Source organism: Neogemmobacter tilapiae (assembly GCF_014652215.1).
GTDB lineage: Bacteria > Pseudomonadota > Alphaproteobacteria > Rhodobacterales > Rhodobacteraceae > Neogemmobacter > Neogemmobacter tilapiae.
This window is the reverse complement of record NZ_BMYJ01000010.1, coordinates 18,030-36,305: the sequence shown is the minus strand read 5'-3', so window position 1 is coordinate 36,305 and position 18,276 is coordinate 18,030. Positions and strand designations below refer to the sequence as shown.

Genomic DNA, 18,276 nt, shown 5'->3' with positions numbered 1-18,276 from the left:
CATGCGGATAAACCCCCAACCCAAAACGCGCGGTCATGCTGATGGGCTTTTGCCCTTGATCGACGTGGTTTGCGTCCTGCTGATCTTTTTCCTGATCGCGGCCCGCATGGCCCCGGCGGCACCCTTTGCCGTCGATCTGCCGCGCGTTGCGGCAGGTGATGAAACCCGCAGCACGATGGCCCTGTTCCTGTCGCCCACGGGGCAACCCGGCTTTCGCCGGATGGTCGGCGATGTGGCTTTGGCCGAACTGGCCCGCGCGCGCGAAACGTTCTGCGCCGCAACAGATTGCGCGGCGGAACCGCCCTTGGTGGCGGTGCATACCGATCAAAAGACCCCAGCGGTGGCGCTGACGCGGATCATGCCCCAGCTGGCGGCGATGGGCTTTCAGCGGGTGGAACTGGTGACGGACGGGCGCGGGGCATGAGACAGGCGGGGCGCATTCAGGGGTTGGTGGCCTTGGGGCTGGCGCTGGGTTTGCATGGCGCGGCCTTTGCACTGATGCCCTCGGACAGCGGGGCGGCCACGGCCGCAGGGGCGGGGGGCGAGGCGCTGGTATCGATGGCCGCCGTGGCCCCGGTTGTGGCGGTGGAACAGGTGACTGACGATCTGGCCGCGCTGATCAAGGAATGGGAGGCCCCGCCGCCAGTGGTCGAAACGATGCCGGAAACGCCGGTCGCGCCGGTAGCCCTGCCCGAAATGCCGGAACTGGCCCCGATCACACCGATGCCCGACATGCCTGCCTCGGTCGCTCTGCCGGTGATGGATGCCGCCCCAGTGGCCGATAAAGCCCCGGTCGCGCCCGAGCCGGTGCCGGAACTGGTGCCAGAACCGGAGCCGGTGAAGAAACCGGAACCCAAGCCCGAGCCGAAAAAGGAACGGGCCGAGCCCAAAAGGGAAAAACCGAAAAAGGAAAAGCCGGTGCAGCCGCAGGCCGGATCAGAAGGCCAGGTGGCCGCTGGATCAGGCGGCGGGGCCACGGCGGGCGACGGTGGCAAGGCGCAGGCGGCGACAGGGGCCAAGGGGCAGGACAGCATCAAGGCCGAATGGGGTGCCACGATCCGCGCCCGGGTCGAACGCCGCAAATCCTATCCGCGCGGGGCCGATGGGGCGCAGGGTCGGGTGAAGCTGCGCCTGACGGTGGATACCGGCGGGAACCTTGTGGGTGTCGGCATCACCCAATCCTCGGGCAATGCCGCTCTGGATCAGGCGGCGGTGAAAGCCGTCCAGTCGGCCCGGTTCCCCGCAGCCCCCAAAGGGTTGGCGGCTGGGCAATACAGCTTTAATCTGCCGCTGGATTTCAAGCGCTAGGGATGGATTGATCGCCGCGAAACGGGCTATCCAACATCATGTTGAACCGCTGTCTTGCCTTCGCCCTCGCGGCATTTCTGCTTCCGGTCCCCGCAATGGCCGGGCCTGATCCCATTGATGCCTTGGGCGACACCATCCGCGCATTAGAAAAGCGGCTGGATGCCCGCATCGGCCTGTTCCTCCGCGACAGTGGCACGGGCTGGGAATGGGCGCATCGCCCGGACGAACGCTTTCTGATGGCCAGCACCTTCAAATCTGTGCTTTGCGGCGCGGTTCTGGAACGCGTTGATCAGGGTCAGATCACCTTGGACGAAGGCTTGGACATCCGCGCAGGCGAAATTCATGGCCATGCGCCGGTGACGGAAAACCGGGTCGGTGAGAGCCTGCGCGTGGATGAATTGTGTCTGGCCACGCTGGATCAAAGCGACAACGGCGCGGCCAACCTGTTGATCGACCGATTGGGCGGCCCCGAGGAGGTGACGGCCTTTCTGCGCCGGATCGGTGATGAAACGACGCGGCTGGACAGGAAGGAACCCGCGCTGAACCTGTTCGCCCCCGGTGACCCACGCGACACGACCAGCCCCAGAGCGATGGCGCAGACCTGGGAGACGCTGTTGCTGGGCGATGTGCTGCAACCGGAATCGCGCGCTTTGCTGGCGGGCTGGATGTCTTTGGGGGGCGTCACCGGGCCTCTGCTGCGTGTCCATGCCCCGCAAGACTGGGCGATTGCTGACCGTTCGGGCGGCGGGCGAAGCCATACGCGCAACATCGTGGCGATGATCACGCCACCGGGCCGCGCGCCGTGGTTTGTGGCGATCTATCTGTCGGATACGCCCGCCAACTGGTCCACCCGCAACGCCGCAGTTTCCGAATTGGGGGCGGCGGTCGTCAAGGTGATTGCGGCAGCCCCCTGAGCCTTCCCCCCCGCCCCCATTCATGGCAGGAAAGGGAACAAACCGGGGGACGTGACATGACCAGCACATTCGGCAAGGGTTGCCATCTGCATCTGATCGACGGATCGGCCTATATCTTTCGGGCCTATCACGCCCTGCCGCCCCTGACGCGCAAGTCTGATGGTCTGCCGGTGGGGGCCGTGGCGGGTTTCTGCAACATTCTTTGGAACGAACTGACCAAAGACAAGGGCAGCGATGCCGCCACGCATATTGCGGTGGTTTTTGACCATTCCTCCAAAACCTTTCGCAACGAAATCTACCCCCTTTACAAAGCCCAACGTCCTGAACCGCCCGAGGATCTGCGGCCACAATTCCCCCTGACCCGCACCGCGACCAAGGCCTTCAACATCGCCTGTCTGGAGCTGGAGAATTTTGAGGCGGATGACATCATCGCGACCCTCGCCCGCCAAGCGCGGGAGGCGGGGGGGCGGGTGACGATCATTTCGTCCGACAAGGATCTGATGCAGTTGGTGGGGGGCGGCGTCGAAATGCTGGACCCGATGAAGAACCGCAAGATCGGGCCGGATGAGGTGTTTGAAAAGTTTGGCGTCGGGCCGGACAAGGTGGTCGATGTGCAGGCCCTTTCGGGGGACAGCGTCGACAATGTGCCGGGCGCGCCGGGGATTGGGCCAAAGACGGCGGCGCTGCTTATTCAGGAATTTGGCGATGTGGAAACGCTGCTGGAACGGGCGCATGAGATTCCGCAGCAGAAACGGCGGGAAAGCCTGATCGAGAATGCCGAACAGGTGCGGATTTCCAAGCGTCTGGTGCAGCTCGACGATCAGGTGGCGCTGGATTTCGGGTTGGAGACTTTGGAGCTTCAAGCCCCTGACGCGACCAAGCTGATGGATTTCCTGAACGAGATGGAATTCCGCACCCTGACGCGGCGGGTGGCCGACAAGCTGGGCGTCGCCCCGCCCGAGGCCCCTGCCCTGACCGAAACGGCGGAGGCGGCACCGGAAACCCCCGTCCTGCCCTTTGACCATACGGCCTATCAGGCCGTGCGTGACATGGGCGCACTGAACCAGTGGATCGCCGAGATTTACGAGGCGGGCTATGTGGCTTTTGACAGCGAAACCACCAGTCTGAACGAAATGCTGGCGGAAATCGTGGGCATTTCCCTATGCGTCACGCCGGGCAAAGCTTGCTATATTCCCGTGGGCCATAAGACAGGCGGTGATGATCTGTTTGGCGGCTCGGCCCTTGCGCCCGATCAACTGCCCTTGGATCAGGTACTGGCGGCGCTGAAACCGCTGCTCGAGGATCCTTCGATCCTGAAAATCGGGCAGAACCTGAAATACGACGCCAAGATCTTTGCGCGCCAAGGCGTGCGGATTGCGCCGATCGACGACACGATGCTGATGTCTTATGCGATGCACGGCGGCATTCATAACCATGGCATGGATGAACTGTCGGACCGTTATCTGAACCATCAGCCGATTCCGATCAAAACGCTGATTGGCTCGGGCAAGACGCAAGTCACTTTTGACAAGGTGGCGATTGATGAGGCGGTGAAATACGCCGCCGAAGACGCCGATGTAACGCTGCGGCTTTGGCAAAAGTTCAAGCCGATGCTGCATCGGGCCAAGGTGACGACGGTCTATGAAACGCTGGAACGCCCGCTGATCCCGGTTCTGATGGATATGGAAATGGCCGGCATTCAGGTGGACCGCGATACCTTGTCGCGCATGTCGAACGCTTTCGCGCAAAAGATGGCGGGGCTGGAGGCCGAGGTGCAAGAGGTGGCGGGCCAGCCCTTTAATGTGGGCAGTCCGAAACAGCTGGGCGAGATTTTGTTCGACGTGCTGAAAGTGCCGGGCGGCGAAAAGGGCAAGACCGGGGCCTATGGCACCGGTGCGGATATCCTTGAGGATGTCACCACGCTGGAAGACACCCATCCGCAGGGCGCGAAACTGGCCGCGCTGGTGCTGGATTGGCGGCAGTTGGCGAAACTGAAATCAACCTATACCGATGCTTTGCAGGAACATATCAACCGCGACACCGGGCGGGTGCATACCTCCTATTCCATCAGTGGCGCGGTCACGGGGCGGCTGGCCTCCACCGATCCGAACCTGCAAAACATTCCCGTGCGCAGCGAAGAAGGTCGCCGCATCCGTGAGGCCTTTGTCGCGCCCAAGGGCCGGGTTCTGGTGTCGCTGGATTATTCCCAGATCGAGCTGCGGATTCTGGCGCATATTGCGGATATTCCGGCACTGAAACAGGCCTTCCGCGATGGGCATGATATTCACGCAATGACGGCATCGGAAATGTTCAACGTGCCGCTGGACCAGATGACCAGCGACGTGCGGCGTCAGGCCAAGGCGATCAACTTTGGCGTCATCTATGGGATTTCCGGCTTTGGTCTGGCGCGGAACCTGCGCATCCCGCGGGCCGAGGCGCAGGGTTTCATCGACCGCTATTTCGAACGCTTTCCGGGGATCAAGGATTACATGACGGCGACGGTCAAGGGCGCGCAGGAAAGGGGCTATGTCGAAACCCTGTTCGGCCGCAAAATCCACACGCCGGATATCAACGCGAAAGGGCCGGGTCAGGGCTTTGCCAAACGCGCCGCCATCAACGCGCCCATTCAGGGGACCGCGGCCGATGTGATCCGCCGTGCCATGGTGCGGATGCCGGGGGCGATTGCAGGTCTGGATGCCAAGATGCTGTTGCAGGTGCATGACGAACTGCTTTTCGAAGTGGCCGAGGAGGACGTGGAAAAGCTGATCCCGATTGCGAAAGAGGTGATGGAGGGGGCGTCGGATCCGGCGGTGAAACTGTCAGTCAAGCTGGAGGTTGAGGCGGGACGCGGCCAGACTTGGGCAGCGGCGCATTGATCAAAGGGATAGAATGATGTTTCGGGCGATCCCTCTGCTCTTTATGAGCGCAAATATGGCCTATGCGGAAACGCCGACAGTCGTTTCCTCAGCAGGTGACCGCTATAGCATCTCAGAAAATGAAAACGGTGGGATCCTCACATCGCTGTATCCTAAGTCGCGTTTTGTCGAGGCAGGGGCGAACTCATACGTCGTGGATGGCTTGGATGTCATTTATTTTGGAAAGGACTGCGACGCTTTTCATAAGGTATTTGGCAAAGGAACCTTCGGCTGGGCAAACGGCGGCTTTCTTGCGACCTTTGAGAGTGGGGCCGAAATCGGATTTCCCCGGCAAGATCTGCCTTGGGAACATCTGACGAAATGCCGTCTTTGACGATCCCACCGCGAGGGGGGATCGAGGGAAAGCAATTCCGATGATCCAGACTTGGCCCCAACTGCGCGACTTTGCCCTCGCGCTGAACCTGCCCGAGGTCGCCATCGACCACCCTTGGGGGCATGAGGTGCTGAAGGCGCATGGCAAGCTGTGGTGCTATTGGTCGGTCTATGAAGATGCCGCCGTGTTCAAGGCCGACCATGATGAACGCGAGGCGTTGATGGCCGCCGATCCGCAGACCTTTTTCCTGCATCCGCATTATGCGCCGCACCGCTTGGTTCTGGTCCGCGCCGGGCGGATTGACCCCGATTGGGCCCGCGCCCGGCTGATCCGGCAATGGCGGGAGGCGGCACCCAAGCGTTGGCTAAAGGCTTGGGATGCCGCGCAAGGTTGACGGCTAACGCGCCAGCATCGGTCCCAAAGCAGCCCCGCCCAGAATGTGCAGATGGTAATGCGGCACTTCCTGCCCGCCGTGGTCATGGGCGTTGCTGATCACGCGGTAACCTGCATCCAAGCCCGCCTCGGCGATGATCGCGGCACAGGTGCGGTGAAAGTCGGCGATTTCCTCGGCGCTGGCTTTGGCGGCAAAGTCGCCAAAGGTGACGTAGGCGCCCTTCGGGATCACCAGAATATGCACCGGGGCCAGCGGGCGGATGTCGTGAAAGGCCAGGGTATGCGCCGTTTCCTTCACCGTCTTGTTCGGAATCTCGCCGCGCAGGATGCGGGCAAAGATGTTCTGGGGGTCATAGGTAAGGGTCATGGCTTAGTCCGTGAACAGATAATGGGTTTCCGCAATTTCTTGCGCTTGATCCGCAGGAATATCCAGAAACGCCGCCAAGGCCAGCGTGTTTTCGGCAAGACTTGCCCCCTGCCGCAGCTTTTCCATGCCCGCAAAGGCAGCATCGGCGATCTGTTCGCTTTCAAACGCCATGTCCGACCGCAGCGTCGGCAGCAGCCGCGCAATCACCGCATCGGGCGTTTCCGCCCCCGCCAGCCCCACGCGGCGGGCGTGGCCGGTCAGATAGTCGTCGGTAAAATCGCATTCGATTTCCAAAAGCCGCACCTTGGCGCGGTCATGGTGAAAGTCGCGGATCAGGGCCAGGTTTGACGGATCGACGCAGATCACCAGACGGTCGGTGTCCAGCGCCTCGAACAGCATCCGCATCACCGCGCGGCGGTGACGACCGCGTTTCGCCAGCGTCGCCTCGATCCCGCCCAGATCGGGCAGTTCAGTCGCTTCTTCGTCAAACAGGTAGTGCAGGCCCTTCATCCCCGCCACCTGCCCCACCCGATCAATCAGCCGTTTGGCGACATGCCATTTCTTGCAGGTCACGATCAGCAATTCGCGTTCTCGGCCCAGCGAGGCCCCTGCCTCCCACGCCCTTGGTGCGAAACGGCGGCCCTGCCGCCCCCGCCCGGTCAGAAAGCGGAACAGATTGCGCCCCTCGTCCGAGATCGGAAAATCCATCCGGCCCGAGGTGTAAAGATCGCCCAAGCCCGCCTTCAACTCGCGCGCCTCGGCCGAAATCTTTCGGGCAAACAGATAGTTCTGCGACAAAAGCAGATCATAGTGATCGTTGTAGAACGTCACCGGCATCCCATAGTCGGTGAACATCAGAAAGGTCAGCGTCCGCGAACGAATGTCCCGATCCGGCACCAGATGCCGCACCAGCGTTTGAAAGAACGTCTCATCCGGGATCCAGGTCGTGCGGAAAAACCGCATCACATCGGCGCGGGTGGCCACGAAATCCAACACTGCCTCGACAGTCCTGCGCCGCAGGCACCACCATTGGCTGCCGATCTGAACCGCCAGACCCGCAGGCACGTCGCGCGTCCAGCCCAGACGCTTTTGCCATTCAAAGGATTTGTAGAACCGCCATTTCTGGGTCCGTTCGTTGAACCAATGGCGATAGATCAGCCGTTCTTCCTTGATCCCCGTTTTGATCCAGTCGGATTTAAAGAAATCAAAGCTTTCGATGTAATCCACATCATCCCGGTCCAGAAAGGCCCGCGCATAGGCCGCCGATTTCACCGGCATACAATCGCCCGACAGCATGTAGAAATGCGTCGCCTGCGGAAACGCCTGTTCCGCCGCCTTCAGCGCCTGAAGCGTGGCATCCACCAGCGACCATTCCCCCCAGCCGCATTTCACCCGCCGCTTGGCAAAGGTCACCGAGGGGTTGTCACCCAAGGCCTCGACCAACTGCGCATAGGCTGCCTTGGGTGATCGCGCATCGAAATGGATGGCCATGAAATCGCCGCTGGCCGTCATCCGCTGCGCCTGCGCGATGATGCCTTGGGGGTCTTTGTGGCAAAGCAGGATATAGGCGATCCGGGCCATGGTCGGGCAGTCGTTCCTTCGTCGTCTTGCCTGACCTTTGCCGCATCACGGATTGAATTGACAGCGTTTCTTTGCTTTGGTGACGCAGGTAAAGGTTTGATCGTGGGGGCGAGATGGGATTTCCAGGAACATGGATGACCGAAAGCGAAAGCATGGTCTATCGGGTGGTGCCAAAATGCGCCTGTTCGACCATCGGGCAGATCATGTTCTATGCCGATCACGGGCGGTTCTTTGACGGCGATATCCATGATGCGACGCAGGGCCTGCACAAATGGGCGCGTGAGGATAGCCAGCCGCTGATCGAGGCGAATGTGCGGGGGCATAAATCCTATGCCTTCACCTGTGTGCGGAACCCCTATACGCGCGTCCTATCCTCTTATTTCGACAAGATTTGTGGGATTCAACGGAACGGCAAACGCTATCGCGGCAATCTGGTGCCGATGCTGACCCAGAAGTACGGGATCGAGGTCGGCGGGCCCGAGGGCAAGGACGAATTCGACCAGATCAAAAGCTTTCGCCGCTTTCTTCTGTTCGTGCGCGACACCATCCGCTGGAAAAAACCGATGGAGCCGGACATCCATTGGTCCGCGATGGCGGGACATATCTCGACCTTTATCGTAAACGGCGGCACCTACGACCACATTTTTTTCACCGAGGATTTCAATCCCGGCATGCAGGTGGTGCTGAACCATGTGCCGGTGAAAAATGCCGTTGATCTGGCCAGCATCCCGCGTTTCAACGAAAGCGAGGGGCATGGGCCGAAACGGGCGCATCCGGTCGAAGCCTATTTTGACGATCTGTCGATGCATCTGATGTGGGAAATCTACAAACGCGATTTCCAGCTGTTTCAGTATGATTTCGACAACCCGGCCAACAAGATGCCGAAAGGTCCGGTCGATCTGGCCGAAGTCCACGCGAAACTGGGCGATTAGCCCGGTGCCCCGCGCGGCCCGTCTTCGTCTTTCAGCAGCAAGATCAGACCCAGTGCCGTCAAGACCACACCCACCAGCAAAAGCGCGGGTGGCCATGCGCCGTGCAGGGCGATTTCCCAAAGGATGACCCAGGCGGGCACCAGATAGGTATAGGCCATGACCTTGGCCGAAGGCAGACGCAGCGTCGCATATTGCAGCAGAACAAAGGTCATCGCACTGGCCGCCACCGCCAGATAGACCAGCGCGATCCAGACAATGGGGGGCAAAGCCGTCCAATCGGTGGCAATAACGGCGGGCGCCCCCCAAAGCGTCAGGATCAGCAGCCCCGCCATCATCATGCCAAAGGTAAAGACCACCGCCGGTTCGCCCCGGTTCAGCTTGCGCACCATCGGCGTATAGGCGGCATGGGCGACGCAGCCCCAGAAATAGATGAACTCGCCCCGCCCGATGTTGAATCGCAGGAACGCCGCCAGATCGGCGCGAAAGATCACCCAAAGCGCCCCCACCGCCCCCAGCGTCAGGGCCAGCCCCATTCGCCCCGTCAAAGGTTGGCGCAGCAGCAGCCAGCCGAATCCGGCAGACATCAGCGGAGTCAGGGTAAAGACAGCCGCCGCCGAAACCGCATCGGCGGTTTTCAGACCATAGAACATCAGCACAAAATAAATCGCCAGCAACCCGCCCAGCACCAGATAGCGCCAAGGGGCCTGCAAGGCCGCACGTCGGATGCCCGTCGTGGCAACGGCAGCAACGCCGACCAAGGCCCCCGCCAGCAGAAAGCGCACCACGGTCAATGCCTCGGGCGAGATCAGTGGGGCCGCCAGACGGCCCAACGAAAAGGAACCCGCGACAAGGGCCGAAAAGGCCAGCATGGCCGCATGACCGGCCAAGGGGCCGCCGGAACGCAGACTCATCTTTGCAACATCACAGATTGGTCCAGTTCTGCGCCGCTGCCTTCAGGTGGTTCAGGAAACTTTGCACCTTCAGCGTCCGATGCAGATCAACATGCGTCACCAGCCAGACCGGCGCATCCCAATCGGGGCGGCTGGCCAGAACCTCGACCAGATCGGCATCGCCCGCCGCCTCGCGCACCGGCACAAAGCCGATGCCTACGCCTGACCGCACCGCATTGATCGCCGCATCCTGTTCGGTCGTCCGATAGGTGATCCGTTCCCGCGGCACGCTTTCTCGCATCCAGCGATAGAACGGCGCGCGACTATCGGCATTGTCCGAACCGACAAAGGAATGCTGCGCGTAATCCTCCGGCCCGCGGGGCATCCCATGTTCGGCGATATACCCGCGCGAGGCATAAAGCGCCGACCGCAGCCGCAAAAAGGGCTGCACCACATTGTCCGGCTCCTGCGGGGCAGCCCCCGCGCGGATCGCCACATGCGCCTCGCCGTAATCCAGCCGGAAGACCCGCATGTCAGACAAATAGCGGATGGTGACATCCGGGAATTTCTTCTGAAAGTCGCGGAAGACCGGCGTCAGATGATCCGACAGGCCCGAAATCGTCGTTACCACCAGTTCACCGCTGACCGTCTCGCCCTGCCCCTTGATCCGGCTGACCAACTGGCTGAACTGTTCCTCTGTGGCCTTCGCCACCGACATCAGATCGCGTCCCGCCTCGGTCGGCGTATAGCCCCGCGCATGGCGCTGGAACAGCCGCGCCCCCAGCCGCTTTTCCAAGGCGTCGATATGCCGGATCACCGTCGCGTGGTGAACCCCCAGCACTTCGGCCGCCCCTGAAACCGTGCCCATCCGCGCCACCTGAAAGGCCGTGCGGAATTCATCCCAGTTGTCCACGTCCCGCTCCTGTTTCTTCTGCCGCAAACGATAGGCAAATGTGCGCTGTCGCACAATGATCGCATGAAGATCATGATAAAGGCCTTGCGCAAGGGTTTTTGTTTTCATTCTGACAACGGCCCGATATGATGGTCAAATTCCGGGTGGGGCCGGTCAACAGTTTGTTTTTGCGTGATCCTTGCCATGAAGATTGTCGAGCGGAACTCTGAACGTCTGGTGCTGACGCGGGGGCCTTCCCTGCCTGGCCTGTTGTTTGCGCTCGTTCTTGCCGGGGGTCTTTTGGCCACCTCCTCCAACCTGCCACCTGAATCTTTTCCCGCGATTGCGGCTGTGGCTTTGGTGACAGGCGGGATCATGGTCCTGTTTGCCATGTCACGTGCACTGAAACTGACCATGGATCGCCACACCGACGAATTCCGGCTGCGCAGTTGGTCCATGCTGGGCCCGCGCTCGCTTCGCATGCCCTTGGGCGGTTTGGCAGGGGCAACCCTGCATATGATGCCCGGCAGCGGCGGCTCTGATATGCGCCCTGCCCTGATGCTGAAAACGCCGCGCGGCCCAAAAGAGCATCCGCTGTCCAGCCAAAAGGTCAGCCGGGCCGAGGCGGATCGTCTGATCGAAACCATCAACGGCTGGCTCGCCAATGGCTAGGCCAAGGACGAGGCCGGTGGCACGACCGCTGTCAACGCCAAACCCTGCGCAACTGCCCCGCCCCACCGTCACCGCCGAAGTGCCCCTGTTTCGCCCTATGCCCTGGAAGGCACCACTGCGGCCCTCAGGATTGATCCTTGGCGGGTTGTTCTTTCTGGCCGCCGTCCAGCCCAGCCTGATCCCCCGCTCGGGTCCGGTGCAGGGCGCTCTGGCGGGTCTCAGCTTTGTGGCGGGCTATGGCATCGCCGCCCTCGTCGCGGGCATGCTGGGCTGGCTTGGCCTGCGTGGCGAATCCTGGCTTTCCACCGGCACCCAAAGAATCCTGCGTCTGGCCGGTTTGATCCCCATCGCCGCCGCGCTCTGGCTGGCCACCGCCTATCAGAACTCGCTGCATCACGCCTTGGGCCTGCCCCCGGTCGAAACCGTGCGGCCCCTGATCCTGTTGGTCGTCGCCGTCGGTCTGGCCGCCGTTCTGATCCTGTTCGGTCGCCTCTTCGGCCATGTCATGGCGATGGCCGCCAACCGCCTGCTGGTCTTTGCCCCCCGCCGCCTGGCGATTCTTGCCGCGGCCTTGTTGGCCCTGTTGCTGTTCTGGTCGGTGGGCGATCGGCTGGTCGTGCGACAGCTTTTGCGACTGGCTGACAGCATCTATCAACGGATCGACGCCTTGGACGAGGCCGAGGCCCCGCCCCAACGCGCAGACCAATCCGGCAGCGCCGCCTCGCTCCTGTCGTGGGACGAACTGGGCCGCCAAGGCCGTCTGCGCGTTCTGGCCGCCCCCAATGCCGCCGCGATCACCGCCGTCACCGGCCGCCCGGCGCTGGAACCCCTGCGCATCTTTGTGGGCCTCCGCCATGCCGAGACACCGCAGGCCCGGGCCGAACTGGCCTTGGCGGAAATGCAGCGCGTCGGGGCCTTAGACCGAAAGGTTCTGGTCATCGCCACGCCCACTGGCACAGGCTGGGTCGATCCGGCGGGCATGGCCCCGGTCGAGTTTCTGGCGGGCGGCGACATCGCCTCGGTTTCCGTCCAGTATTCCTATCTGCCCAGTTGGCTGTCGCTGTTCGTCGAACCGGAATATGGGGCCGAAACCGCCAAGGCGGTGTTTCAGGCGGTGCATGGCCATTGGCACAGCCTGCCGCCCGATCAACGCCCCGCCCTTTATCTGTTTGGTCTCAGCTTGGGCGCGCTGAACAGCGACCTTTCCGCCGACAATTTCGATCTGGTCAATGACCCCTATCAAGGGGCGGTCTGGGCTGGCCCGCCCTTTGCCAGCCGCACCTGGCCCGAAATCCGCGATGGCCGTCTGGCGGGCACGCCCTCTTGGGCCCCGCGCTTCCGCGACGGTTCGGTGGTGCGCTTTACCACCCAGACCGACCTGACGGGCAAAGCGACCGCGCCCTGGGGCCGGATGCGGATTGTCTATCTGGCCTATCCATCTGATCCGATCGTGCATTTCCAGACCTCGATGGCCTTGTGGAAGCCCGATTGGTACGACAGCCCCCGCGCCCCGGATGTGTCAGAACGGCTGACTTGGGTGCCCGTGGTCAGCTTTCTGCAAGTGGCCTTTGACATGATGCTGGCGACGACAACGCCCGTGGGCACCGGCCATGTCTACAAGGCCGAACATTATCTGGCGGCATGGCAGGCGGTTCTGGCCCCCGCTGACTGGACCGAGGCCAATCAAGCCGCCTTGATCGCGTGGCTTGCGGCGCAGGGGTTGTAGCTTTTTCTGTTTCGCCCCGGCGACTAGCCGGGCCGCGTCCGCCGTCCCCCGGGCGGACACGGCCCTTCGCCGCCCCCGTGGCAGCGCTTGCTTGACTCATCCCCCCAACCGGCGTAGTGGCCTTCCCAATTCCCCGGAAGCCAGCGCTTCCGGTCCCTAGGCTTATGCCGGGATCGCCATCCGTCAGCGCGTTGCGCCCACGGGTGCGTTTCGGCTTTGTCACGGGATCGGGCTTGGCAGGGGGTGGATGCGTTCCGATATAGGGGCATCTGCATCATGCGAAGGAACGGGCCATGTTTGAAAATCTGTCCGAACGGCTTGGCGGCGTCTTTGACCGCCTGACCAAAAAGGGCGCGCTTTCCGAAGCGGACGTGGCCACCGCCCTGCGTGAGGTCCGCACCGCGCTGCTCGAGGCGGACGTGTCGCTGCCCGTGGCCCGCGATTTCGTCGCCCGTGTGCAGGAAAAGGCCACCGGCCAAGCTGTCACCAAATCGGTGACCCCCGGCCAGCAGGTCATCAAGATCGTCCATGACGAGTTGATCGCCGTTCTGGCAGGCGAAGGCCCGGTTGAGGCGCTGAAGATCGACAACCCGCCCGCCACGGTGCTGATGGTCGGTCTGCAAGGCTCGGGCAAAACCACCACCACCGCCAAACTGGCGAAACGCTTCACCGAAAAGAACAACAAGCGCGTGTTGCTGGCCTCGCTTGACACCAACCGCCCGGCGGCGATGGAGCAATTGGCGATCTTGGGCGCGCAGATCGGCGTCGACAGCCTGCCCATCGTCAAAGGCGAAAGCGCCGTCCAGATTGCCAAACGGGCGAAAACCCAGGCGGCGATGGGGGGCTATGACGTCCTCTTCCTTGACACCGCCGGGCGTCTGCACATCGACGAAGTGTTGATGGATGAAATTCAGGCGGTGCGCGACATCGCCGCCCCCCGCGAAACCCTGCTGGTCGTCGATGGTCTGACCGGGCAAGATGCCGTCAAGGTCGCCTCGGAATTTGACGGCAAGGTCGGCATTTCCGGCGTCGTGTTGACCCGGATGGACGGCGACGGTCGCGGCGGTGCGGCCCTGTCCATGCGGGCCGTGACGGGCAAGCCGATCCGCTTTGTCGGCCTTGGCGAAAAGATGGACGCGCTAGAGGTGTTTGAACCCGAACGCGTCGCGGGCCGTATCTTGGGCATGGGCGACATCGTCGCCCTTGTGGAAAAGGCGCAGGAAACGTTTGAGGCCGAACAGGCCGAACGCATGATGAAGCGGTTCCAGAAGGGTCTGTTCAACATGAACGACCTGAAAATGCAGATGGAACAGATGCTGAAAATGGGCGGCATGCAGGCCATGATGGGCATGATGCCCGGCATGGGCAAAATGTCGGCCAAGGCGGATGAGGCAGGGCTGAATGACCGCATGATCAAACGCCAGATCGCGCTGATCAATTCGATGACGAAAAAGGAACGGGCCAACCCCGACCTTCTGGCCGCCAGCCGCAAAAAGCGCATCGCCGCCGGGGCGGGGCTGGATGTGGCCGACCTGAACAAGCTGCTGAAACAGCATCGGCAGATGGCCGATATGATGAAGCAGATGGGCAAGGGCGGCATGCTGAAACAGGCAATCAAGGCGATGATGGGCAAGGGTGGTCTGCCCGACCCGTCGAAAATGTCGCCCGCTGAACTGGAAGAAGCCGGTCGCCAGATCCGGGGCCAGATGGGCGGCATGCCCGGTGGTCTGGCGGGCCTTGGCGGCATGCCCAAGGGCATGACCCTGCCTGGGGGCTTGTCGGGGTTGATGAAGAAGAAATGACCGCTTTGTCGCACCACAAAGAAACGCGCTTTGCCCAAGCCCCCCGGCTTGAAACGGCGCGTCTGGTGCTGCGCCCCCTGCATATCGACGATTTCCCCGCCTATCAGGCGTTTCTGGCGACGGACCGCGCCCGTTTCATGGGGGGGCCGCATGGCACGGAAAAGGCTTGGTCCTTTTTCACCAATGACTCTGCCCAATGGCCGCTTCTGGGCATGGGCGGCCTGATGATCTCCCATCAGGGCCAGACCGTGGGTCAGGTCGCCCTCTGCCATGGCCCGATCTTTCCGGAACCCGAACTCGGCTGGTTCCTCTATGACGGCTTTGAAGGCCAGGGCTTCGCGTCCGAGGCTGCCGCCGCGCTGCTGCAATGGGCCTTCCACACGCGCGGGCTGGACACCGTGGTCAGCTACATCGACCCGGCCAACACGCCTTCGGCCAATGTCGCCCGCCGCTTGGGCGGCCAGATCGACCGCGATGCCGCCACGCCGGGCGGCGAAGGCACCGATGTCTGGCGCTATCGGAGGGCGGCATGACCCTGTCCTTCATCCCCGAACTGCGCACCGAACGCCTGATCCTACGCGCCCCGCGTGAGACCGATTTCCCGGCCATGCTCGCCTTCAACGACAGTCCCCGCGCCGCGTTCATCGGTGGTGGTTCGCCCCGCCAGCATGTCTGGCGCGGTCTGCTCGCCAATATCGGCCTTTGGGCTCTGCGCGGTTATGGCTTCTATTCCATTGACGACCATCAAGGCGAATTCCTCGGGCGCATTGGCGTCATCTGCCATGATGGCTGGCCCGAACCCGAACTCGCTTGGCATGTCTATGAACAGGCCGAGGGCAAGGGTTACGCTTATGAGGCGGCACAGGCGGCGAAAGCCGACTATCACGCCCGGATTTCGCCGCAGCCCCTGATCAGCCTGATCGACCCCGCCAACCACCGCTCTGCAGCCCTTGCCATCCGCATGGGCGCCAAGGCCGAGGGGGACTTCCATCTGGCAGGCCACGACTGCATCATCTATCGCCACACCGGGGGCCAGCCATGATCGCCCCTTGGGAAAACGCCCCCACCGGCCGCGCGGCCATGCTGGCCGGGGCCGTGTCCGCCCTCATCCCCACGCTGGACACCGAACGCCTGCGCCTGCGCGCGCCCCTCATGCGTGACTTCAACGCCTTTGCCCGGCTCTTTGCCGACGATGCCTTGGGCCATCTCGGCGGCCCCCTCGACCGCCCCGCCGCGTTCGAGGTCTTTCTGTCGATCTGCGGCAGTTGGATGATGCGCGGCCATGGCCTTTGGTCCGTCGACCGCCTCTCTGACGCCACCCATCTGGGCTTTGTCCTGCTGGGCTTTGAACCCGGCGATCTGGAACCCGAACTCGGCTGGCTCTTTCTGCCCCCCCATCGCGGTCAGGGCTATGCGACGGAGGCCGCCCGCGCCGCCCGCGGCTTTGCCCGCACGGGGCTCGGCTGGGATCAGGTCGTCAGCTATGTCGCCCCCGACAATCACGCCTCGGCCCGGCTGGCCCAGCGGCTTGGCGCGGTGCTTGATGAGGCAATGTGCGATGGCTGTCAGGTCTGGCGCCACGATTTGACCAAGGAGACAACCCTTGTCCACACCTGAAACCCGCGCCCAAGACCTGCTCAAGGAACACCGCGCCAGCATCGACCGGCTGGATGCCATCCTTGTCTACACCCTTGCCGAACGCTTTAAACAGACCAAAGCCGTGGGCCGCCTTAAAGCCGAACACGACCTCCCCCCGTCCGATCCGGGGCGCGAGGCCTGGCAAATGGCCCGGCTGGAGGAACTGTCGCGCGAGGCCGATCTAGAGCCGGAACTGGCCAAGAAATTCCTGACCTTCATCATCAGCGAAGTCATCAGGCATCACGAGAAACTACAAAAGTAACGCAACCCAAGATGGGCAGACTGCCCATCCTACCGAATAACCAACCGTAGGATGGGCAATCTGCCCATCAACCACGAAAACCCAAGGAGACGACCCATGTCCATGAAAATCCGTCTGGCCCGTGGCGGCAGCAAAAAGCGCCCGCACTATTCCATCGTGGCCACCGACAGCCGTATGCCCCGCGATGGCCGCTTTCTCGAAAAGCTGGGCACCTATGACCCCATGCTCGCCAAAGACAACGAAAACCGCGTCCGCATGGATCTGGACCGCGTGAAGCATTGGCTGGGCCAAGGCGCACAGCCGACCGACCGCGTCGCCCGTATGCTGGAAGCCGCTGGCGTTCTGGAAAAGAAAACCCGCAGCAACCCGAAATCGGCTGTCCCCGGCAAAGCCATGGCGGACCGCGCGGCCAAGAAAGCCGCCCGCGCTGCTGCCCCGGCAGAAGAGTGATCCTTTCACCGCCCTTGCAGGACAACCCGCAGGGGCGGGCTTTCGGCCCGGAGTTTCGGGCCGAATTCCATGATCTCATGCGTTGGCGGCGCGATGTGCGCCGCTTTCGCACGACACCGGTGCCGGACGAAACCCTCGCCCGCTGCCTCACCGCCTTTCGCCATGCCCCCTCCGTGGGCCTTTGCGAACCCTGGCGGCTGGTCTGGGCCGAAACCCCCGCCATCCGCGCCAAGATTCAGCAGAATTTCCACGCCGCCAATGAACAGGCCCTTTCGGGCTATGATGGCGACAAGGCCAAAATCTATGCCGGCCTCAAACTCGCGGGCCTGCAAGAGGCCCCCCTCCAGTTCGCCCTGTTCTGCGATCAGACGACCGAAAAGGGCGCAGGCCTTGGCGCGGCCACCATGCCCGAAACCCGCGCCTATTCCTGTGTTTCGGCCCTCATGCTCTTCTGGCTCGCCCTCCGCGCTGAAGGTCTGGGCCTTGGCTGGGTTTCCATCCTTGACCCCGCCCGCCTGAGCGCCGATTTTCAGGTGGATGCGGGCTGGCAATTCATCGGCTATTTCTGCCTTGGCTGGCCCGAACACGACGATGACACGCCCGAATTGGAACGCGCGGGCTGGGAAAAGCGGGCTGACGCCTTGATCAGCGCAAGGCGCTAGGGGAAGACAATGACGGATCGAATTCTGGTGGGTGCTGTATCCGGGGCTTTTGGCGTGCAGGGTGAGGTCCGCCTCAAATCCTTTTGCGCCGATCCCGAAGATATCGCCTCTTATGGCCCCCTTTTTACCGAGGACGGCAGCCGTTCCTTCAAAATCCGCTTGACCAAGGCGGTGTCCGGTGGCTTTGGGGCCCGCCTGACCGGGGTTGAGACGCGAGACCAGGCCGAGGCGATGCGCGGCCTTAGCCTATACGCCGACCGTTCCCGCCTGCCGCGCCTGCCGGATGATGAATTCTATCACAACGATCTGATCGGGCTTATGGCCCAAGACACCGGCGGCGCGGCAATGGGCCAGGTTATTGCGGTGCAGAACCACGGCGCAGGTGACATTCTGGAAATCCGCCCTCTCAAAGGCGGCGAAACCTTGCTGGTGCCCTTTACCTTGGCCAATGTTCCCACCGTCGACCTGACCAAAGCTGTCATCGTTGTAGACCTGCCCGAAACTCTGGACTAAACCCGGATTGCGACGCAAACTGTCG

General features: G+C 62.5%; 21 protein-coding genes. 17 read left to right on the top strand and 4 right to left on the bottom strand.

Translation table 11 applies throughout. The features are described from left to right. The first annotated feature begins 1 nt into the window (after nucleotide 1). The 6 genes from IE095_RS14840 to IE095_RS14815 all read left to right on the top strand — a co-directional run bounded on the left by IE095_RS14840 (nucleotide 2) and on the right by IE095_RS14815 (nucleotide 5,865). Nucleotides 2-424: an ExbD/TolR family protein gene (locus tag IE095_RS14840; protein WP_189412495.1), complete on the top strand. Its 423-nt coding sequence runs from the start codon at nucleotides 2-4 to the stop codon at nucleotides 422-424. Then, on the top strand, nucleotides 421-1,308 hold the full coding sequence (locus IE095_RS14835; RefSeq protein WP_189412492.1) for an energy transducer TonB: 888 nt from the start codon (nucleotides 421-423) through the stop codon (nucleotides 1,306-1,308). Before IE095_RS14840 ends, IE095_RS14835 begins: the two co-directional genes overlap by 4 nt. A gap of 95 nt (nucleotides 1,309-1,403) precedes the next feature. After that, nucleotides 1,404-2,222, top strand: a complete 819-nt coding sequence (gene bla / locus IE095_RS14830) for a class A beta-lactamase (protein WP_229804826.1) — start codon at nucleotides 1,404-1,406, stop codon at nucleotides 2,220-2,222. 56 nt (nucleotides 2,223-2,278) lie between these two features. Next, nucleotides 2,279-5,098: a DNA polymerase I gene (gene polA, locus IE095_RS14825; RefSeq protein ID WP_189412488.1), complete on the top strand. Its 2,820-nt coding sequence runs from the start codon at nucleotides 2,279-2,281 to the stop codon at nucleotides 5,096-5,098. 16 nt (nucleotides 5,099-5,114) lie between these two features. After that, nucleotides 5,115-5,471, top strand: a complete 357-nt coding sequence (locus IE095_RS14820; RefSeq protein ID WP_189412486.1) for a hypothetical protein — start codon at nucleotides 5,115-5,117, stop codon at nucleotides 5,469-5,471. A gap of 40 nt (nucleotides 5,472-5,511) precedes the next feature. Continuing rightward, nucleotides 5,512-5,865: an MmcQ/YjbR family DNA-binding protein gene (locus IE095_RS14815; protein WP_189412484.1), complete on the top strand. Its 354-nt coding sequence runs from the start codon at nucleotides 5,512-5,514 to the stop codon at nucleotides 5,863-5,865. 3 nt (nucleotides 5,866-5,868) lie between these two features. On the opposite strand, the gene IE095_RS14810 is transcribed toward IE095_RS14815, so the two are convergent. Both IE095_RS14810 and IE095_RS14805 read right to left on the bottom strand, forming a co-directional pair. Beyond that, entirely contained in the window at nucleotides 5,869-6,231 is a 363-nt protein-coding gene (locus IE095_RS14810) for an HIT domain-containing protein (protein ID WP_189412482.1), read from the bottom strand. Between the two features lie 3 nt (nucleotides 6,232-6,234). Further along, complete coding sequence (locus IE095_RS14805) at nucleotides 6,235-7,812, bottom strand: DUF5928 domain-containing protein (protein WP_189412480.1); 1,578 nt, start codon at nucleotides 7,810-7,812, stop codon at nucleotides 6,235-6,237. 113 nt (nucleotides 7,813-7,925) lie between these two features. On the opposite strand from IE095_RS14805, the gene IE095_RS14800 reads away from it, so the two are divergent. Then, complete coding sequence (locus IE095_RS14800) at nucleotides 7,926-8,744, top strand: sulfotransferase family protein (RefSeq protein WP_189412478.1); 819 nt, start codon at nucleotides 7,926-7,928, stop codon at nucleotides 8,742-8,744. Here the strand turns inward: IE095_RS14800 and IE095_RS14795 are convergent. Continuing rightward, nucleotides 8,741-9,655, bottom strand: coding sequence for a DMT family transporter (locus IE095_RS14795; protein ID WP_189412476.1), 915 nt, complete (start codon nucleotides 9,653-9,655; stop codon nucleotides 8,741-8,743). The two genes, IE095_RS14800 and IE095_RS14795, sit on opposite strands and share 4 nt — an antisense overlap. 10 nt (nucleotides 9,656-9,665) lie before the next feature. Next, nucleotides 9,666-10,547 (bottom strand): LysR family transcriptional regulator, encoded by an 882-nt coding sequence (locus IE095_RS14790; protein ID WP_268247727.1) that lies wholly within the window; start codon nucleotides 10,545-10,547, stop codon nucleotides 9,666-9,668. A 183-nt stretch (nucleotides 10,548-10,730) separates the two neighbouring features. Here IE095_RS14790 and IE095_RS14785 point away from each other — a divergent pair, with 183 nt between their 5' ends. The 10 genes from IE095_RS14785 to rimM all read left to right on the top strand — a co-directional run bounded on the left by IE095_RS14785 (nucleotide 10,731) and on the right by rimM (nucleotide 18,251). Continuing rightward, nucleotides 10,731-11,198 carry a hypothetical protein gene (locus IE095_RS14785; RefSeq protein ID WP_189412472.1) on the top strand — a complete coding sequence of 156 codons (468 nt, stop codon included), beginning with the start codon at nucleotides 10,731-10,733 and terminating at the stop codon, nucleotides 11,196-11,198. Between the two features lie 16 nt (nucleotides 11,199-11,214). Next, nucleotides 11,215-12,924, top strand: coding sequence for an alpha/beta hydrolase (locus IE095_RS14780; protein WP_189412470.1), 1,710 nt, complete (start codon nucleotides 11,215-11,217; stop codon nucleotides 12,922-12,924). Nucleotides 12,925-13,217: 293 nt separating this feature from the next. After that, complete coding sequence (ffh, locus tag IE095_RS14775) at nucleotides 13,218-14,726, top strand: signal recognition particle protein (protein ID WP_189412469.1); 1,509 nt, start codon at nucleotides 13,218-13,220, stop codon at nucleotides 14,724-14,726. Continuing rightward, nucleotides 14,723-15,259 (top strand): GNAT family N-acetyltransferase, encoded by a 537-nt coding sequence (locus IE095_RS14770; RefSeq protein WP_189412468.1) that lies wholly within the window; start codon nucleotides 14,723-14,725, stop codon nucleotides 15,257-15,259. The genes ffh and IE095_RS14770 overlap by 4 nt, the downstream gene beginning before the upstream one ends. Next, complete coding sequence (locus tag IE095_RS14765; RefSeq protein WP_189412466.1) at nucleotides 15,256-15,768, top strand: GNAT family N-acetyltransferase; 513 nt, start codon at nucleotides 15,256-15,258, stop codon at nucleotides 15,766-15,768. The genes IE095_RS14770 and IE095_RS14765 overlap by 4 nt, the downstream gene beginning before the upstream one ends. Continuing rightward, nucleotides 15,765-16,343: a GNAT family N-acetyltransferase gene (locus IE095_RS14760; protein ID WP_189412464.1), complete on the top strand. Its 579-nt coding sequence runs from the start codon at nucleotides 15,765-15,767 to the stop codon at nucleotides 16,341-16,343. The genes IE095_RS14765 and IE095_RS14760 overlap by 4 nt, the downstream gene beginning before the upstream one ends. Then, nucleotides 16,330-16,626, top strand: coding sequence for a chorismate mutase (locus IE095_RS14755; protein ID WP_189412462.1), 297 nt, complete (start codon nucleotides 16,330-16,332; stop codon nucleotides 16,624-16,626). Before IE095_RS14760 ends, IE095_RS14755 begins: the two co-directional genes overlap by 14 nt. 96 nt (nucleotides 16,627-16,722) lie before the next feature. Then, the gene (gene rpsP / locus IE095_RS14750) at nucleotides 16,723-17,076 is read left to right on the top strand and encodes a 30S ribosomal protein S16 (RefSeq protein ID WP_189412459.1); all 354 of its coding nucleotides are present in this window, start codon (nucleotides 16,723-16,725) and stop codon (nucleotides 17,074-17,076) included. Beyond that, nucleotides 17,073-17,738, top strand: a complete 666-nt coding sequence (bluB, locus tag IE095_RS14745) for a 5,6-dimethylbenzimidazole synthase (RefSeq protein WP_268247725.1) — start codon at nucleotides 17,073-17,075, stop codon at nucleotides 17,736-17,738. The genes rpsP and bluB overlap by 4 nt, the downstream gene beginning before the upstream one ends. Nucleotides 17,739-17,747: 9 nt before the next feature. Continuing rightward, a complete protein-coding gene (rimM, locus tag IE095_RS14740; RefSeq protein ID WP_189412457.1) occupies nucleotides 17,748-18,251 on the top strand; it encodes a ribosome maturation factor RimM in 504 nt (167 codons plus the stop codon). Nucleotides 18,252-18,276 lie beyond the last annotated feature (25 nt).

Excerpts from the sequence above, each read along its gene's own strand:
- IE095_RS14795 (WP_189412476.1), bottom strand. The coding sequence starts at position 9,655 with ATGAGTCTGCGTTCCGGCGGCCCCTTGGCCGGTCATGCGGCCATGCTG.
- IE095_RS14810 (WP_189412482.1), bottom strand. The coding sequence starts at position 6,231 with ATGACCCTTACCTATGACCCCCAGAACATCTTTGCCCGCATCCTGCGC.
- IE095_RS14770 (WP_189412468.1), top strand. The coding sequence starts at position 14,723 with ATGACCGCTTTGTCGCACCACAAAGAAACGCGCTTTGCCCAAGCCCCC.
- IE095_RS14840 (WP_189412495.1), top strand. The coding sequence starts at position 2 with ATGCGGATAAACCCCCAACCCAAAACGCGCGGTCATGCTGATGGGCTT.
- IE095_RS14835 (WP_189412492.1), top strand. The coding sequence starts at position 421 with ATGAGACAGGCGGGGCGCATTCAGGGGTTGGTGGCCTTGGGGCTGGCG.
- rpsP (WP_189412459.1), top strand. The coding sequence starts at position 16,723 with ATGTCCATGAAAATCCGTCTGGCCCGTGGCGGCAGCAAAAAGCGCCCG.
- rimM (WP_189412457.1), top strand. The coding sequence starts at position 17,748 with ATGACGGATCGAATTCTGGTGGGTGCTGTATCCGGGGCTTTTGGCGTG.
- IE095_RS14805 (WP_189412480.1), bottom strand. The coding sequence starts at position 7,812 with ATGGCCCGGATCGCCTATATCCTGCTTTGCCACAAAGACCCCCAAGGC.
- ffh (WP_189412469.1), top strand. The coding sequence starts at position 13,218 with ATGTTTGAAAATCTGTCCGAACGGCTTGGCGGCGTCTTTGACCGCCTG.
- IE095_RS14800 (WP_189412478.1), top strand. The coding sequence starts at position 7,926 with ATGGGATTTCCAGGAACATGGATGACCGAAAGCGAAAGCATGGTCTAT.
- bla (WP_229804826.1), top strand. The coding sequence starts at position 1,404 with ATGGCCGGGCCTGATCCCATTGATGCCTTGGGCGACACCATCCGCGCA.
- IE095_RS14820 (WP_189412486.1), top strand. The coding sequence starts at position 5,115 with ATGTTTCGGGCGATCCCTCTGCTCTTTATGAGCGCAAATATGGCCTAT.
- IE095_RS14785 (WP_189412472.1), top strand. The coding sequence starts at position 10,731 with ATGAAGATTGTCGAGCGGAACTCTGAACGTCTGGTGCTGACGCGGGGG.
- IE095_RS14815 (WP_189412484.1), top strand. The coding sequence starts at position 5,512 with ATGATCCAGACTTGGCCCCAACTGCGCGACTTTGCCCTCGCGCTGAAC.
- IE095_RS14760 (WP_189412464.1), top strand. The coding sequence starts at position 15,765 with ATGATCGCCCCTTGGGAAAACGCCCCCACCGGCCGCGCGGCCATGCTG.
- IE095_RS14765 (WP_189412466.1), top strand. The coding sequence starts at position 15,256 with ATGACCCTGTCCTTCATCCCCGAACTGCGCACCGAACGCCTGATCCTA.
- polA (WP_189412488.1), top strand. The coding sequence starts at position 2,279 with ATGACCAGCACATTCGGCAAGGGTTGCCATCTGCATCTGATCGACGGA.